Raw genomic sequence first — 17697 nt, forward strand, 5'->3', positions numbered from 1 at the left:
TTTTTTTATACCAAAGATTTCCATTATGAAAAATCCAGAAATTAAAATTACCGACACTAAATTACTATCAGACAATTGGTACATATTAAATAAAGTAACTTTTGACTATCAAAAGAAAGATGGCAAAGTAGAATCGCATATTCGTGAAGTATATGACCGAGGTAACGGAGCTGCTATTTTATTGTATAATTCATCCAAAAAAACCGTAATACTTACAAGACAGTTTCGTTTACCAACTTATCTTAACGGAAATAAAACAGGAATGATGATTGAAGTTTGCGCAGGACTTCTGGATCAGGATAATGCAGAACAGGCTGTCATTCGCGAAATAGAAGAAGAAACAGGTTATCGCTTAAAAAAAGTTCAAAAAGTAATCGAAACTTATATGTCGCCAGGTTCTGTAACAGAGATTTTGTACTTATTTGTTGGAGAATACGATGAAACCATGAAGGTAAATGACGGAGGAGGATTAGATGCCGAACAGGAAAATATTGAAGTGCTGGAATATACTTTTGACGAAGCATACGCCATGATTGAATCTGGTGAAATTACAGATGCAAAAACTATTTTATTATTGCAGCATGCAAAGATTAAAAATTTGATTTAGTTTTTTGTCTATATTTAGGTTTAAAATAAAATGAATATCTGGCAAGAATTTTCAAAAGAAACAAACGGAATATTTAAAGAAGGGTATTCCTGGCGCTCCGACTCTAACGAAATTGAATACAAAAATTGGAAAATTGTTTTTGATAATTTTACTTTATGGTCCGGAAAAGACAGTACTCAAATGACTCGTGTTGTTGTACCGATTACTTTAAAAGACAATTTTAAGTTTGAAATTTATCGTGAAGGATTTGTCCGAAAAATCGAAAAACTCTTTGGCGCTCAAGATGTAGAAATTGGTTATGCGGAATTTGATAAAGCCTTTACCATTAAAAGCAATAATGAATTCAAAATAAAAACATTATTAAGAAATAAAGAATTAAGAAATTTAATCGAATCTCAAAAAGATGTAAACATTCAAATCTTAAATCAAAAAGGAATTTGGGAGAAAAAACTTCCTGAAAATGAATTCGAATTGTCTTATTATATCGGTGGAGAAATTTTAGAAATAGAAGTTTTAAACTCTTTATTACAATTATTTAAAGCTTTGCTGGATGAACTTTTTCAAATGAATGCTATCGTACAAATGAAAATACAGTAAACAATTCAAAAAATTGTGTAAGTACTTTTCGTTATGATTAAAATAACTTTACAATACTAAAAAAACCAGTTTATGAAAAAGTTATATTACACATCCAATATCGCCCTATTACTAATATTAGTTTTATTAGGTTCCTGTAAAAAGAGTGAATCAACTGAAACTACAGCTAAAGCAAAACCTAAAAAAACTATTGAACATACAAAGCCGAAATCTGTTTCTTATCATTTTGAAAAAACAAAAGAATGGCTAAAGGCAAATGAATCTGACAGTACTAAACTTCGTATTGCTTATGCTATAAACAGAACTGATAAAGCAAACTTTGCAAAATTGGATTCAATTGTCGTTCCTGAAGACTTTAGTGGAGATATTGTTTTTTATCTTCCGTTCCCTTTACACGTCAAAGCTTTAGAAGAAGTATCTAAAGTTATCCTATTCTCTTATCCTACTCAGGCATTTGCCGCTTACGAAAATGGTGAATTAGTACATACAGGTCCAACCAATATGGGCAGAAAAAAAGATCCTACTCCAACCGGCTTATTCTTTACCAATTGGAAAGCTGAAAAAACCACCAGTACTTTTAATGACGAATGGGATTTAAAGTGGAATTTTAATATTGAAAATAAATTAGGTGTTGGTTTTCATGAATACGCATTGCCTGGTTATCCAGCCTCACATTCTTGTTTAAGATTACAAGAAAATGATGCAAAATATCTTTATAAATTTGCTGATGAATGGGTATTAAAAGACAAAGAAAATGTAAAAGTAAAAGGAACTCCGGTAGTGGTTTTTGGAAACTATAATTTTGACGGACCAAAACCATGGTTCGAATTGGTAAAAGACCCAAAAGCATTGGATATCTCCGAAACAGAAATTGAAAATCAAGCGAAACCTTTTATACAAAAGATTTTAGAAAATCAAAAACTGAGAGAAGCCGAAACGACTGTAACTCCATAAAAATACTGTTATCCAAGGAAAAGTTGCTATTATAATTTTGACGAATTGTAGTAGCAATTTTTTATGCTTTATGTTTTTTATGCCACGAAGGCACTAAGGCGCAAAGTTTTTTTCACAATTTTATTTAAATTCGGCTAAAGCCTATTTCTCTATCCCCCTACTTTCATCCTTCAGCTAAGCTGGTGACTATTCAATTAAAACCTCAAATAGACGCACAGCAGTAAGTCTACCTAAACCTGCCCCCTCTGCCCCTTTGTACCTTTATACCTTTGAACCTTTTTTTTAAATAAATAAGCGAACGTTCATTTATTATTAATATCTTTGTACTCTAATTAATTGGAATAATGAGAACTAGAGATAATAATAAAGAAGAAATTGTAAAGCAGAAAGCTATTGAAATGCTGGTTTCACAAGGCGTAGAAGGCTTTGGAATGAACCGGCTGGCCAAAGAATGTGGAGTTTCTGTAGCAACGCTTTATATTTATTATTCAGATAAAGAAGATCTTATCAGGAAAATTGGAATTGAAATTGGCAAAAAATTCTTTAAAGAAATGTTAACCGGATTTTCTGCAGAAATGTCATTTATAGACGGCCTACGCCAACAATGGGAAAACAGATCCGGATATACACTAAATTTTCCCCTTGAAACGGATTGCATCGAACTTTTAAAACATTCAACTTATGGCGATGCCATTTTATCTGAAATCACAACTGACTTTAAAGAAGAAATGACAAAATTCATTACCAGAGCTATTGAAAAGAAAGAACTTCTTCCTATCACCTTCGAAGTTTTTTGGAGTATCGCTTATGGTTCGCTTTATTCTCTTTTAGAACTTCACAGAGAAGGGAAATCAATGTCAGGAAAACCTTTTCTCTTTACCCGGAAAATTAGTGATGAAGCCTTTAATTTGGTCATAAAAGCGCTGACTCCTTAAACCAAAATCAATGACAATAACAATTGCAAAATTCAATTACAATATCAATTTAAATATTAAATACAATTCAATCACAACAATATCAATTAAATAGAAATGAAATGAGCACTTCACTTATAAAAAACAAAAAAATCGTCATTATCGGTGGCGGACCCGTTGGCTTAACAACAGCAAGAATTTTACAAATTAATGGTGCTGATGTAACCGTTTACGAAAGAGATTTAAATGCCCAGGCAAGAACTTCTGGAGGAACACTTGACATACATGCTGATTCAGGACAAAAAGCAATACAAAAAGCGGATCTTATGGATGCTTTTTATCAGTACGCAAGACCAACCGGTGAAAAAATGGCCGATATGCACGGAAACATTACTTCGGACGAAATGCCAACTGAGGAAAATGGTTATCAGAGACCTGAAATTGACCGCAATGATTTGAGAAAAATCATGTTAAAAAATCTTCAGGAAAATACAGTTGCATGGGACAGTCAATTGACTGATATAGAAAAAATTGGAGAACAATACCATTTAGAATTCAAAAATGGTACTAAAACAATTGCTGATTTTGTAATTGTTGCCAATGGTGGCAGATCAAACGCCAGAAAATTTGTTACAGATAAAGAACCTCAACTTTCCGGAACTTATATGATTCAGGGAGAAATTGAACATCCGGATCGTGATTATCCTGAATTTAAATCTAAATATGGTAGTGGGAATGTAATGGCAATGGGAGAGAAAAAAATGTTTTACACCCATACTTTACGTGACGGATCTATTCATTTTGGCGTTTCTTTTAATGCTGATGAAAACTGGGTTTTAAATAACAATATTGATTTTAAAGACAATGCTGCTGTTATCGCTTTTCTAAACAAAACCTTCGAAAACTGGAATGAAGATTATAAAAAATTCTTTGCTGCTTCCACAGATTTTTCAGGATTACCATTGCGTTTGTTTTCTCTTGAAGAACCCTGGAAAAAGCATTCAAACATTACACTGATAGGAGATGCAGCTCACTTAATGCCTCCTTTTGCCGGCGAAGGCGTTAACATGGGACTAATGGATGCATATCAATTGACGGAGAATCTGATTAATGGAAAATTTAAAACGCTTGAAGATGCAATTGAAGATTATGAACAAAAGATGTTTGGATATGCACTGGAAGCACAACGTACAACCTATCAAATGGAGAAATTACTACATTCTGATGTAACGACAGAAAAAATTCTAAATAGTCGTGGTGGGGTTTAAGTGATTTTATTTTTTCACCATATAAGTGATATAAGTACATTTTTGTTGGGAATTGTGATTTTGCAGATTATGAAAACTACTGATTAGCTCCTAAAAATAAAAAAGGCATAAGAATCAAACTCTTATGCCTTTTTTTATGTAGAAAAACTAAAAATTATCTTGAATAATTTGGAGCTTCTTTTGTAATCGTTACGTTGTGTGGATGACTTTCTGTGATTCCGCTTGATGTGATTCTCACAAAACGTCCTGTTTCCTGTAAAGTCGGAATATCTTTTGAACCGCAGTATCCCATTCCGGCACGAAGACCTCCAACGAACTGAAGCATACTTTCGTTTAACTCTCCTTTGTAAGGAACACGCCCAACGATTCCTTCCGGAACTAATTTTTTAACGTCATCTTCAACATCCTGAAAGTAACGGTCTTTAGACCCCGTTTGCATAGCTTCAACAGAACCCATTCCGCGGTAAGACTTGAATTTTCTTCCTTCGAAGATGATAGTTTCACCTGGGGATTCTTTTGTCCCTGCCAATAAAGATCCTAACATTACACAATCAGCACCCGCAGCGATCGCTTTAGGGATATCTCCTGTATAACGAATTCCACCATCAGCAATAACAGGAACTCCGGTACCTTTGATAGCAGCAGCTACTTCAAGAACCGCTGAGAATTGAGGAAAACCAACACCTGCAACGATACGGGTTGTACAGATAGAACCAGGTCCAATCCCTACTTTTACACCGTCTGCACCATTTGCCACTAAATATTTAGCTGCTTCCGGAGTTGCAATGTTACCTACAATTACATCAATATTTGGGAATTTTGATTTTATTTCTTTCAATGTATTGACTACACCTTCAGTATGTCCGTGAGCGGTATCAATAATGATAGCATCTACTCCTGCAGCAACTAATGCTTCTGCTCTTTGAACTGCATCGCCTGTAACACCAATGGCAGCAGCTACTCTTAAACGACCAAAAACATCTTTGTTAGCGATTGGTTTTTGAGTCAGTTTTGTAATATCTCTGAAAGTAATTAAACCTACCAATTCGTAGTTAGCATTTACTACTGGTAATTTTTCGATTTTATGTCCTTGTAAAACTACTTCGGCTTGTTCTAATGAAGTGCCTTCGGCAACAGTAACTAAGTTGGTACTGGTCATTACCTCAGCGATTGGTCTTGCTCCGTTTTTTTCGAAACGTAAATCACGGTTGGTAACGATTCCTTTAAGTATTCTGTTTTCGTCAACGATTGGGATTCCGCCAATTCCGAATTCTTTCATGGCATTTTTTGCATCCGCAATTGTAGAATTAGTTGGTAAGGTTACCGGATCGATAATCATTCCGGACTCAGCACGTTTTACTCTTCTGACTTTCGCAGCTTGTTGTTCAATAGTCATGTTTTTATGCAAAACACCAATTCCGCCTTCCTGCGCCATAGCGATTGCCATAGAACTTTCAGTAACGGTATCCATAGCAGCTGATACTATTGGAACGTTTAACGTTATATTTCGTGAAAATTTTGATTTGATACTCACTTCGCGAGGAAGCACATTCGAGTAGTTAGGTACTAATAATACATCGTCGTAAGTTAAACCTTCGCCGATAATCTTGGAGTTGTGTGCTATCATGTTGCAATTTCTAGTTGAATTGCGTGCAAATATAGTGAATAAATTGGAAACTTGAATGCTAACTTATTCATAAATTTAACTTTACACGAAAGTACTTACAAATAACCTGAAGTTAAATTCCAATTAAAAAATTCCAAATTCCAATACCATCCGACCGCAACAGTTGGAATTTGAAATTTCAACTATTGGAATTTATTTAAAAATTAATCCTCTGAATCCTGAAAAACAAAATTGAAACCAAATTGAAATGCCATACTATTGGCCTTTGAAATGTCTTTGAACTCCAGAAGATTGTCGACGAGAAAATACATATTGAGTTTTCCAAGCGTTCCTGAAAGCCCTAAACCGATATTTTTATTAGAATAAGAATCGAATGTGTAAGTGGCTTTGACATCTAATTTCTCAAAAATACTCCGTTTATAAAAAGCGGTTAAGGCTACAAAAGGTTCGACTGGCATTGACATCATAAACAATTGTCCTCCCACTGCATTTACATATTTTCTATTGATTTTTCCTCTACAATTACAAGCATCATCTGAACGTGATTCGCCCCAGGAATATTGAATTGAGGAATAAAATTTAGTAGGTCGCCAAGTAGTGTATTTATTATAAAGTGTGTCACGTGGTATGGCTTTTTCAAATTCATCAAAGATATTTTTAGGCTCATTTGAAGGATCAAAACTTGGATTTACACCATCGTACTGATAAATTCCTTTGTAAGTGAGGGTTTCGAGATCTTTGGTGTGTTTTATAAAACCAAGATCGACAATACTGGCCGTGAATTGAAGATTATCCTTGAAATAATACGTAAGTCCGGCATCAATTCCCAGACCTAAACTTCCGTTAAAGAACGTATTGTGTACAATATCTTTTGGAATACTTCCATCGTATTCGTCTTTAGTAAAAGTGGCAATACCAGAAGTTTTAAGTTCTAAATTTGAGGCTATAACCTGATTATAAATATTTGGTGTCCCCGCATTTTGGCCTGTATAGATAAATCCTGAATTTTTAGTAGAGGTAGCATTTGCACCACTTGAATACAATTTGGCACGACCTCCCAAAACAAGTTTTTCATTTACTTTTTTATGAAATCCTACATGAAAAACTGAAAGTACTTCTGCCCTAACATTTAAATCGGCCAGATTGAATGATTGACCAATATGATCCCGGTTTCCGTCCAGCGCTAAAATCGCCAGGTCTTTTGGGACATACATCAAAAAATCAAATTCCTGATAGACTCCAAACGAAATATAAGACTGACTTTCTTTTCCGCCCACTCTAAAACCACCTGAAAATAATTCGAGCTGTTGATTGACCTGGGTTTTATCTTTGCTCGAAGAATTATTGATAACATTGCGAAGCTTATCATTAAAATTGACTCCGTTATTGGCGAATAAATCATAAGCCGAAAAACTACTGGAACCTAAATTGGCTGAAACTCCCGACAAAACCGGAACTCCAAAATAGAATTTATACGAAACATCAGCTCCGGGATTTACGAGCGACGATTGCGGAATAGCGGTAAAATTGTACAATACTTCTTTGTTTTGGGCAAAAGAGTAAAGTTGAAAAACCAGAATTACAATCAGATATACTTTTCTCATTCGATTACCATATAAACGGTTGCACTTGAGCGTAATCTTAAACTACCTGTACTGGTTTGGTCTAATGGTGGTCCAGGCGCCATCCTGACGTAAAAGGCTATTTTAACCGTTTTTTTCAGGAGATCTAATCTTTGATTCTCAAAGACTTCGGTTGGATATTTTATGATATTTGAAGTGCCGGAATAGGCCGGAATTGGATATGAGTCCGTTTCAAGTATTTGGTTATTAGTATCCATAAGCACTAAATCTACTGTAAAAGCCCTTACAATAGTGTTTTCTATTTCGAAATTGAGTTCTGCTTTTACCAGATTGTCCCTGAAAAATTTATCTTTGAAAGCATCAAATTCCTGTACATCAAAGAGCACCTGTCCATCTCCACTATTTGCAAGTTGAGTTGCAGGAACATTAAAATAAGCCAGATTAGCCACAAAAACCGGTTCTAATTTTAAATCCTTAGTCTGATCAAAATCCAGATCGCTTGAGCATGAAAAAAATAGGGATGACAAAAGTAATATCTTTGAAATTCTCTTTATAAAGTTTGATTTCATGGCTTGATTTATATCTAATAACAAACAACGCTAATTTGTTATTACTTATTATTTGCTTTACTTAAATATAATAATTTTTTAATGAAATGTACTAAACAATTTGGATGCTTCATTATAAGCACTTTCAAAGCTTAAAGAGTTCAGCCCCGTTGTTTTTTTATTGGCCGTAAAATATGAAATCAATTTTTCTGTAGGCATGTTTCCTGTCAGTTTATCTGTTGCCATTGGACATCCTCCAAAACCCTGAATGGCTCCATCAAAACGAACGCAACCTGCTTTATAAGCGGCATCTATTTTCTCGAACCAACTATTGGGTGTGGTGTGCAAATGTGCCCCAAACTCTATTTCAGGATATTTTGGAATTAAATTTGAAAAAAGATACGTAATCACTTCCGGTGTCGAACTACCAACAGTATCTGAAAGTGATAAAATTTTTACTCCCATTCCGGCTAGTTTTTCAGTCCATTCGCCAACGATTTCAACATTCCACGGATCTCCGTACGGATTACCGAAACCCATTGAAAGATAGGTTACGACTTCTTTGTTTTTCTGATCGGCGATTTCAAGAATTTCTTCGAGTGTTACTAAAGATTCAGCAATGGTTTTATGCGTATTACGCATCTGAAAATTTTCAGATATAGAAAAAGGAAACCCTAAATATTGAATGGGATCATATTCTGATGCTAGTTGCGCACCTTGCGTATTAGCAATTATAGCCAATAATTTACTGGTCGTTTGCGATAGATCGAGCTGTGCCAAAACCTCAGCTGTATCCTGCATTTGCGGAATCGCTTTTGGAGACACAAAACTCCCAAAATCAATGGTATCAAAGCCGACTCTAAGCAAAGCCTGAATATAAGAAACCTTGTTTTTAGTCGGTATAAAGGTTTTGATACCTTGCATAGCATCACGCGGACATTCGATAATCTTGATTTCTTTATTCAAAGCTTATTCTTTTGTGAAGGCTAAGTTAGTTTCTTTTTTAAAGAAATAAAAGTTATAATTTTTATTAATTAAAACATTACATAATCTAGTAATACCATGTAATATTACACAAAAACGTAATAATATACAATATTACATATATTCGTAATATTAAAGTTAATTTATTTTTAATTATATTTGAATCATGACAAGCGTAATTACAGGTGATATCATTGGCTCCAGACAGCAAACATCAAAACACTGGGTAGAAGATTTAAAAAAAATCTTATCTCCTTTTGGAGATACGCCAGTTCAATGGGAAATCTACAGGGGTGACGAGTTTCAGATCGAGATTAAAAATCCCGAAGAAGCACTATTGTCAGCTATTTTGATAAAAGCCCATTTAAAAGCTCTAAAATTAGACGCCCGAATGAGTATTGGTTTTGGTGACAAAACACATCATGCTGAGAAAATATCAGAGAGTAACGGTTCTGCATTTATACGTTCGGGAGAGCTTTTTGAAACTTTAAAAAAACAAAAGCTAACTTTAGCTATTCGAACCGGAGATATGGTTCTTGACGAAAAAATGAATCTGATGATTCAACTGGCTTTAACCTTTATGGATAATTGGCTTGCTCAGCCCGCCCAATTTGTAGCCATTGCAATAGAAAATCCTGCTTTGTCACAAGAAGAGTTAGGGCAAAAATTAGGCATTAATCAGGCTGCAGTAAGCCGAAGACAAAAACGGGCACAGTTTGATTTAGTACTGCATTTAGATCGTTATTTTAGAACACAAATAAAACAACTTAAAACGCCATGATTTTATTTATAAAACTACTTTTAGCACATTTATTAGGCGATTTTATATGGCAACCCAAGTCATGGGTAGCTGATAAAGAGACCAGGAAACATAAAAGTATTTATTTATATCTTCATATTCTTTTACACGGAGTACTTGCCGCAATTTTGGTCGGGGAATTCCAGTTTATACCTTATGCCATTTTGATTGCCGTAACGCATGGCATTATCGATCTAATCAAACTAAATTTTCAGAAGACAAAAACAAAACGTACCTGGTTTGTTGCGGACCAAATTGCTCACATTTTAGTTTTAATTGCAGTTGTATACCTCTACAAAGGAGAAAACATCAACTTACTTTGGTTTAACAATCAGTTTTGGATTTTAATAACGGGAACTTTATTCATTACCAAACCAACTTCTATTTTTATTAAGACCATTATTTCCATCTGGAACCCTGAAAGTCAAAACAGCCATAACGATAATTCACTGGCTACTGCAGGAAATTATATTGGAATACTAGAACGTCTGTTTGTATTTTGTTTTATTTTAACAGGGCATTTTGAAGCAATCGGATTTTTATTAGCCGCTAAATCCATTTTCAGATTTGGAGATTTAAAAGAAGCCAAAGACAGAAAACTGACAGAATATGTTTTAATTGGTACTTTAATCAGTTTTGGAACTGCTATCGTTACAGCATTAATTGTGCAGGCGCTACTTCTACAATTGCTCTAAAATTTTCTTATTAATTGCTTTTACCAGAGCCGGACCTTCGTAGATAAATCCTGTATACAATTGTACCAGACTTGCTCCTGCATTTAATTTTTCGATAGCATCATCTGCAGAGTGTATTCCGCCTACTCCAATAATCGGAAATGCTTTATTGCTTTTTTCAGAAAGAAAACGAATCACTTCAGTCGAACGTTTTGTTAATGGTTTTCCTGATAACCCTCCCATTTCAGTTTGGTTTTCAGATTGTAAACCTTCTCTTGAAATAGTCGTGTTTGTAGCAATTACACCTGCAATCTGAGTTGTTTTTACAATATCAATAATATCTAACAATTGCTCGTCTGTAAGATCCGGAGCAATTTTTAAAAGAATTGGTTTTATTTTTTGAGTGCTTGTTTTTTGTTTTGCAACATTTCTGTTTTGCAATGTCTGTAACAAAGCTGTTAAAGGTTCTTTATCCTGCAAAGCTCTTAAATTTGGTGTATTTGGAGAACTTACATTTACTACAAAATAATCAACATGATCAAACAAGGCATCAAAACAAATGATATAATCGTCTACTGCATTTTCGTTTGGAGTAACTTTATTTTTCCCGATATTCCCTCCTATTAAAACTCCTGAATTCTTTTTCAAACGTTCTACGGCTTCAAGAACTCCTCCATTATTAAACCCCATTCGATTAATAATAGCCTGATCTTCCTTTAATCTAAACAAACGTTTTTTAGGATTTCCTTCCTGACCCACTGGTGTAACGGTTCCTATTTCTATGAATCCAAAACCAAAATCAGATAGTTCCTTATAAAGTTTGGCATCTTTATCAAATCCTGCCGCAAGACCAACCGGATTTTTGAATTTAATTCCGAAAACCTCACGTTCTAAACGAGTGTCTTTTACCTCATATAACGATTTTATAATTGATGAAACTCCAGGTATTTTTGAAATGAATTTAACAAATGAAAAAGTAAAATAATGTACCTCTTCCGGATCAAACCAAAAAAGTATCGGGCGAATAATCAATTTATACATAAGAGTGTTGTGTGTGTTTTTTCGATTGCAAATTTAATTATAATACTTGAAAATGACTATGATTTTATATCAAACTGTTTTTATTCTTTATTTTACAGAACCGAAATTTAAGTAAAAAATGCTGTTTTTTATTTATACAGAAAAGCAAACGATCAGAACAAACACTTAGAATTCATCTTACAAGCCTTTTAAACAAATAGTTATAAAGAATAAAAAAGCCTTTTTTCAAACTATCCATTAGGTGCACTACTATTACATTTTTAAATAAAAATTTTGATATGAGAACTTTTCATTTTTAAAATCCACTTTTTTTACATACCCTTCAACTCTTTTCTTAGTCAACAAAACTATTACAATACAATAATCCGTCAATCCTTAACTGTTGTGATCCCCAACCTGGATTAGGCATTTCTAAAAAACAAAAAGCAAGGTCAAAAAAATGCAAACAAAATTGCATTTTAACCGGATAAATCTACTCTAAAATGATTTCGGTTTTTTTTGTATTATTCTTATTTTTTTACTTAATTTTAATAGACTTAAAACACTGAAAATGAAAAGTATAAAAAAAATTATTAGAAAAATAGCCCTTACAGGCTTAATGGGATCATTTTTTTTGATTTCAATTGATAGTATAGCACAACGTCATGGCGGCGGCGGACACAGAGGAGGTGGTGGTGCCCACGAAAGGGCTGCTACTCAGTCAAGACCGGGGGCTAATGGTTCCGGAGTCAAAAGACAGGCCAACACACCCAGACCCGCATCTAACGGATCTGGAATCAACAGATCAGCTAATAAAGTTAACAGGCCTTCTACAAATGGCAATAATGTTACCAATAACAGAAACAGAACAGGAAACAGAAACACTAATATCAGTGGCAACACGGTCAACAGAAACCGAAACAATGTAAATATTAACGTCAACAATAGTGTACATGTACGTAACAATCGTAACACTTATGTAAGACCAAACCCAAGACCTTATGTGCGCCCTCCTTACAGATACGGCGGCTACAGATACAATTGCTACCATCCCTATTACCCGCGTCCTTACAGACCATATTATTGGGGACCAGTCTGGCATCCGTGGGGATTTTTTGTGGCTGCATTGGCCACTACTGCAATTATAGTTAGTGTAGAAAACGCGCAATACCATTACGACCAGGGCGTCTGGTATTCATCAACAAACGGTGGTTATACCGCTGTACCTGCACCGGTTGGCGCAACTATAAACAATATCCCGAGTGGAGCAGAAACAGTCAATACCGGAACAGTCAATAATTACTATTACGGTGGTACTTATTATGAAAAAGACGGTGGTTCTTATAAAGTAGTACCCCCAACTGCCGGAACTGTAGTGGACAATCTACCTGGAGGTGGCGAAGAAGTTACTATTGGTGATGTAAAATATGTGAAATTTGGCGAAACTTATTACCAACCCGTTCAAATTGACGGAAAAGACAAATATGAAGTTGTTCTTGTTGAAAAAGATAATTAACAGATTAACTTTATAGAATAAATAGAACTTAATTGAGATATTTTTTTAACTTTATCCGCTAATCATTATAAGATTATTTTTAATAATTTTATAGTAATTTATTTACAAACATCAAGATTAAAAATAATTAGAATGAAAAATAAGACTTATTGGATTTTCGCCATACTTACAATATCGATTATTTCAATTGCTTACGGCTACACTAAGCTTATTGTACCTGAACAAAAATTAGCTGCAATGGATTGTGCCGAGACTGCAAACACAGCCGGGTTATCGTTATTCAAACCTACGATTGAAAATAAAAACAGACCCGCTGCCAATAAAACCCCAAAAGGAATGGTCTGGATTCCGGGTGGAGAGTTTTCTATGGGAAGCAATGTCGAAGATGAAAGCTTATGCAGTATAAAAGGAGTTACAAAAGATGCAGCCCCCATACATCAGGTATATGTTGACGGTTTTTATATGGATCAGACTGAAGTGACTAATGAGCAATTTGAAGCTTTCGTAAAAGCCACAGGCTATAAAACGTTAGCTGAAATAAAACCAACACACGAAGAGTATCCGGATGCTCCTCTAGAAAATTTAGTTGCCGGATCAGCTGTTTTTACTCCTACTCCTGCCCATGTTAATTTAAACAACTACATGCAATGGTGGACTTATGTTCAGGGAGCAGACTGGAGGCATCCTGAAGGAGCCGGCAGTTCTATACAAGGGCGAGAAAAATACCCTGTTGTTCAGGTTTCTTATGATGATGCAGTTGCTTACGCAAAATGGGCCGGAAAACGATTACCAACTGAAGCCGAATGGGAATTTGCGGCAAGAGGCGGAAAATCAGGTCAGCTATATGCGTGGGGAAACACATTAAAACCCAAAGGAAAATTTCAGGCTAATATCTACCAAGGTCACTTTCCTGTCGAAAAAGGGGATACTGGCGAAGATGGTTATATTGGTATTGCACCAACTGCACAATTCGAACCAAACCCTTACGGACTTTACGACATTGGAGGAAATGTCTGGGAATGGACCAACGATTGGTATACTGCTGATTACTATTCTGTGATAAGCGAAAAAGGCAAAGTCGCTAGAAACCCTCAAGGACCTGAATCCTCTTATGATCCCGGAGAACCAAATTTACCTAAAAAAGTACAACGCGGAGGCTCATTTTTATGCACAGACCAATATTGCACACGTTACATGGTAGGCACCAGAGGAAAAGGCGACTATAAATCACCTGCAAATCACATTGGTTTTAGATGCGTGCAATAAAAAAAAAATCGGAACGAATTTCACGAATTCGCACAAATTAACTAAAATATAAAAATCCAGTTATACGATTAAAAATTTGTACAACTGGATTTTTTTGCATGCACAAACTATTTATATAAGTAAAAATTCATGAATTCTTGACTGATTTTTTACTCTATTTTTATATTTTTCATAATTTACAGCTTCACAACGCCTGATTATTTGCTTATATTTGCTAAAAATTAAACAAATGCAACATATAATAGATCGTTTTATCAGTTACGTAACTATTGATACAGAGTCAGATCCAAATTCACAAACCACTCCAAGCACGGAGAAACAATGGAATCTTGCCAATAAATTAGTCGAAGAACTAAAAACAATTGGTCTGGAAGATGTTACTATAGACGACAAAGCCTATATCATGGCAACTTTACCAAGTAATGTAGCTCACGAAGTTCCTGTAATTGGTTTCGTTTCGCATTTTGATACCTCTCCGGATTTTAGCGGAGCTAACGTAAAACCGCAAATTATAGCCAATTACGACGGAAAAGATATCGTCTTAAATGCTGAGAAAAACATTGTTTTATCTCCCAACTATTTTAAAGATTTACTACAATATAAAGGACAAACCATCATCACAACTGACGGAACAACTTTGTTAGGCGCAGATGATAAAGCCGGAATTACAGAAATTGTTTCAGCAATGGAATATTTAATTCAGCATCCTGAAATCAAACACGGAAAAATCAGAATTGGTTTTACACCAGACGAAGAAATTGGTCGTGGCGCACATCATTTTGATGTAGAGAAATTTGGTGCTCAATGGGCTTATACTATGGACGGAAGCCAGATTGGCGAATTAGAATATGAAAATTTTAATGCAGCCGGAGCTAAAATCACTTTCAAAGGAAAAAGTGTTCACCCGGGATATGCCAAAGGAAAAATGATCAATTCGATGTTGATTGCCAACGATTTTATCAACGAACTTCCAAAAGGAGAAACACCACAGGAAACGAAAGGTTATGAAGGTTTTTTCCACGTGCATCATTTAACCGGAAGCATCGAAGAAACAGTCTTAGAATTGATTATTCGTGATCATAACAAGCTTAAATTCGAAAAAAGAAAAGATTTAATTGGTAAGATTGCTAAAAAAATCAATAAAAAATTCGCCAAACAATTTGGTGAAGATATTGTAACTGCTGAAGTAAAAGACCAGTATTATAATATGAAAGAAAAAGTACTTCCTGTAAAACATATTGTAGATATTGCCGAAAAAGCAATGAGAGAATTGGATATCAAACCAATCATAAAACCAATTCGCGGTGGAACTGACGGCTCACAATTATCATTTATGGGATTACCTTGCCCGAATATTTTCGCAGGAGGCCATAATTTTCATGGAAAATACGAATATGTTCCAGCAGAAAGCATACAAAAAGCTACTGACGTTATTGTAAAAATTGCCGAATTAACAGCTATTCCAGGCATTTTTGATGTTGCTGAGAAACCTAAAAGAAAAAGATAACAGGGAAAAAAATCCAAATTTTAAAGAGGGGGAAAAATTGTAAATTCCAATTGTTCATAGAGACCTTTGTCAAAGTTTTAAAACTTTGACAAAGGTTTTTTTTAAACATTCTCCTTGCGAGGAACGAAGCAATCTCATTTCCTGAATCACGCATTGTTTTAAATTAGAATAATGTATAGTCCCTACGGGACATTTTGCATTGGGTGTAGATTATTTTTCTACCTAGATATAACTCCTAACGGAGTATACATTGCATAAATTAAATGTTTTAAAAAAAATCTCAATTCATTTCTGGCAATATTCAACTCCTGAAAGAGTCTACCTCGTAGAGGTTAAATGTTGGTAGAAAAAAATATAACGTCATGAAAATTGTCTCGCAGGGGGTACACAATACCACGAAACAAAAAATATCAGATTTAACAAGTGAGATTGCTTCGTTCATCGAAAGGACATACAATGCCTTTAATTATCAACCAAAAAAAATCCCAAACTCCAATCATAAAATTGGAATTTGGGATTTATATTTTATTGTAATTTAAAAACTTACGCTTTTTTAGCCAAAGCAGCGCTCATTTCCATAGAAATAGCAGAACGCTCAATTTTTAGTTTTCCAGACATTGTTTCGATTACTGCACTTGTTTCAGCAAGCTCAACAATTTTACCGTGAAAACCACTTTTAGTAATTATTTTATCACCTACTTTTAGGCTGCTTTCAAATTCTTTTTCATTTTTCGCTCTTTTTTGTTGTGGTCTGATCATGAAGAAATAGATTACCACGAACATTAATAGAAATGGCGCAAATTGAGTTAATTGTCCCATAATTTAAATTTATTTGTTTTTTATTAATTATTTTTTTGGCTCTTCGAATTCGCTCAGAGTAACAACATTGTTATTAAGTCAATTTTACATCAACCCTCTACCTACTTTAAGCATCTTTTTATTCGCCGTAAGCTCTTTAACCAAATTATCTAAAATTCCGTTGATAAAAATACTACTTTTTGGTGTTGAATACTCTTTAGCAATTTCTAAATATTCATTAAGAGTTACTTTTACTGGAATTGAAGGGAATTTTAAAAACTCACAAATAGCCATTTTCAAAATAATAGTATCAATTTCAGCAATCCTGTCACTGTCCCAATTTGGCGTTTTATCATCGTATTCTTTTGCAAAAATAGTTTCGTTTAAAACTGTTCTTCTAAACAAGTCTTTAGCAAAATCTTTGTCTTCAACATCTTTATACAATTTTGGCACTCTAAAATCGTCAGGATCTTGCGTTTTTATTGCTTTCAATTGTTTAACAATGTGCGTATTGACAACAGGAATATCATCCACCCAGGTTAACTTATCATCTTCTAAATACTCATATAATTTCTCGTTAGGAACAATCACATCAGCAAATAAATCAATCACAAATTGTCTGTCTTCTTCAAAAGTATTTACTGTAGTACTCATGTATTTCGCATACAAATCACTTGCTTTAATATCATTCAAAAGCAAAATGATATAATCATCATTTAATGACCAGTTGTTGATTTTACGATTTTCTAAAGCAATGCTAAGCGAATTACTTTCGGCAAGAAGCTGAAAAATTTTGTTGTTGATGAATTTTTCATTCGGATTACGTTCTGCAGCAGTTGCAAGATGTTTTTTGCTTGATAGATGTAAAAAAATGGACTCTTTTTTGCAAATTTCAATCAATGAAGAAAGCATTATAAGATATAAATCCTGAATATTATCAATGCTGTAAAAAAGAAACTTCTCTTCTTTTTCCATATTATCAGAACCGCTTTGATGCATTGCATAAATGGATTGCATTACTTTAACGCGTATGTG

18 protein-coding genes are annotated in these 17697 nt (G+C 34.4%); 11 read left to right on the forward strand and 7 right to left on the reverse strand.

Features of this window, described 5'->3' with window-relative positions; translation table 11 throughout:
- Positions 1–25 precede the first annotated feature (25 nt).
- The 5 genes from ACQY44_RS18125 (at position 26) to ACQY44_RS18145 (ending at position 4340) form a co-directional block, all read left to right on the forward strand.
- Positions 26–607, forward strand: a complete 582-nt coding sequence (locus ACQY44_RS18125) for an NUDIX domain-containing protein (protein WP_428231706.1) — start codon at positions 26–28, stop codon at positions 605–607.
- Positions 608–637: 30 nt separating this feature from the next.
- Positions 638–1204, forward strand: a complete 567-nt coding sequence (locus tag ACQY44_RS18130) for a hypothetical protein (protein ID WP_428231707.1) — start codon at positions 638–640, stop codon at positions 1202–1204.
- Positions 1205–1276: 72 nt separating this feature from the next.
- On the forward strand, positions 1277–2158 hold the full coding sequence (locus ACQY44_RS18135) for a L,D-transpeptidase (protein WP_428231708.1): 882 nt from the start codon (positions 1277–1279) through the stop codon (positions 2156–2158).
- A 344-nt stretch (positions 2159–2502) separates the two neighbouring features.
- Positions 2503–3093, forward strand: a complete 591-nt coding sequence (locus tag ACQY44_RS18140; RefSeq protein ID WP_428231709.1) for a TetR/AcrR family transcriptional regulator — start codon at positions 2503–2505, stop codon at positions 3091–3093.
- A gap of 101 nt (positions 3094–3194) precedes the next feature.
- Positions 3195–4340, forward strand: a complete 1146-nt coding sequence (locus ACQY44_RS18145) for an FAD-dependent oxidoreductase (protein ID WP_428231710.1) — start codon at positions 3195–3197, stop codon at positions 4338–4340.
- Positions 4341–4494: 154 nt separating this feature from the next.
- On the opposite strand, the gene guaB is transcribed toward ACQY44_RS18145, so the two are convergent.
- From guaB to ACQY44_RS18165, 4 genes are all read right to left on the reverse strand, one after another.
- Entirely contained in the window at positions 4495–5967 is a 1473-nt protein-coding gene (guaB, locus tag ACQY44_RS18150) for an IMP dehydrogenase (protein ID WP_428231711.1), read from the reverse strand.
- 203 nt (positions 5968–6170) lie between these two features.
- Entirely contained in the window at positions 6171–7571 is a 1401-nt protein-coding gene (locus ACQY44_RS18155) for a DUF5723 family protein (protein WP_428231712.1), read from the reverse strand.
- Positions 7568–8077 carry a hypothetical protein gene (locus ACQY44_RS18160; RefSeq protein ID WP_428231713.1) on the reverse strand — a complete coding sequence of 170 codons (510 nt, stop codon included), beginning with the start codon at positions 8075–8077 and terminating at the stop codon, positions 7568–7570. Before ACQY44_RS18160 ends, ACQY44_RS18155 begins: the two co-directional genes overlap by 4 nt.
- A gap of 120 nt (positions 8078–8197) precedes the next feature.
- Positions 8198–9064, reverse strand: coding sequence for a hydroxymethylglutaryl-CoA lyase (locus tag ACQY44_RS18165; protein WP_428231714.1), 867 nt, complete (start codon positions 9062–9064; stop codon positions 8198–8200).
- A gap of 184 nt (positions 9065–9248) precedes the next feature.
- On the opposite strand from ACQY44_RS18165, the gene ACQY44_RS18170 reads away from it, so the two are divergent.
- Complete coding sequence (locus tag ACQY44_RS18170; protein WP_428231715.1) at positions 9249–9863, forward strand: hypothetical protein; 615 nt, start codon at positions 9249–9251, stop codon at positions 9861–9863.
- The gene (locus ACQY44_RS18175) at positions 9860–10576 is read left to right on the forward strand and encodes a DUF3307 domain-containing protein (RefSeq protein WP_428231716.1); all 717 of its coding nucleotides are present in this window, start codon (positions 9860–9862) and stop codon (positions 10574–10576) included. The genes ACQY44_RS18170 and ACQY44_RS18175 overlap by 4 nt, the downstream gene beginning before the upstream one ends.
- On the opposite strand, the gene ACQY44_RS18180 is transcribed toward ACQY44_RS18175, so the two are convergent.
- Positions 10562–11596: a quinone-dependent dihydroorotate dehydrogenase gene (locus ACQY44_RS18180; protein WP_428231717.1), complete on the reverse strand. Its 1035-nt coding sequence runs from the start codon at positions 11594–11596 to the stop codon at positions 10562–10564. The genes ACQY44_RS18175 and ACQY44_RS18180 overlap by 15 nt on opposite strands.
- Before the next feature lie 550 nt (positions 11597–12146).
- Between ACQY44_RS18180 and ACQY44_RS18185 the strand changes: the two genes are divergently transcribed.
- The 4 genes from ACQY44_RS18185 (at position 12147) to ACQY44_RS18200 (ending at position 16403) form a co-directional block, all read left to right on the forward strand.
- The gene (locus ACQY44_RS18185) at positions 12147–13091 is read left to right on the forward strand and encodes a DUF6515 family protein (protein WP_428231718.1); all 945 of its coding nucleotides are present in this window, start codon (positions 12147–12149) and stop codon (positions 13089–13091) included.
- 132 nt (positions 13092–13223) lie between these two features.
- Positions 13224–14357: a formylglycine-generating enzyme family protein gene (locus ACQY44_RS18190; protein ID WP_428231719.1), complete on the forward strand. Its 1134-nt coding sequence runs from the start codon at positions 13224–13226 to the stop codon at positions 14355–14357.
- A gap of 229 nt (positions 14358–14586) precedes the next feature.
- Entirely contained in the window at positions 14587–15864 is a 1278-nt protein-coding gene (gene pepT, locus ACQY44_RS18195; protein WP_428231720.1) for a peptidase T, read from the forward strand.
- A gap of 362 nt (positions 15865–16226) precedes the next feature.
- Entirely contained in the window at positions 16227–16403 is a 177-nt protein-coding gene (locus ACQY44_RS18200) for a hypothetical protein (protein ID WP_428231721.1), read from the forward strand.
- A 4-nt stretch (positions 16404–16407) separates the two neighbouring features.
- On the opposite strand, the gene yajC is transcribed toward ACQY44_RS18200, so the two are convergent.
- Together yajC and nusB are read right to left on the reverse strand one after the other, a co-directional pair.
- A complete protein-coding gene (gene yajC, locus ACQY44_RS18205; protein WP_428231722.1) occupies positions 16408–16683 on the reverse strand; it encodes a preprotein translocase subunit YajC in 276 nt (91 codons plus the stop codon).
- Between the two features lie 84 nt (positions 16684–16767).
- A complete protein-coding gene (gene nusB, locus ACQY44_RS18210) occupies positions 16768–17679 on the reverse strand; it encodes a transcription antitermination factor NusB (protein ID WP_428231723.1) in 912 nt (303 codons plus the stop codon).
- Between the last annotated feature and the right edge of the window lie 18 nt (positions 17680–17697).

The organism is Flavobacterium sp. (genome assembly GCF_965277525.1).
In the GTDB taxonomy this organism is placed as follows: Bacteria; Bacteroidota; Bacteroidia; order Flavobacteriales; family Flavobacteriaceae; genus Flavobacterium.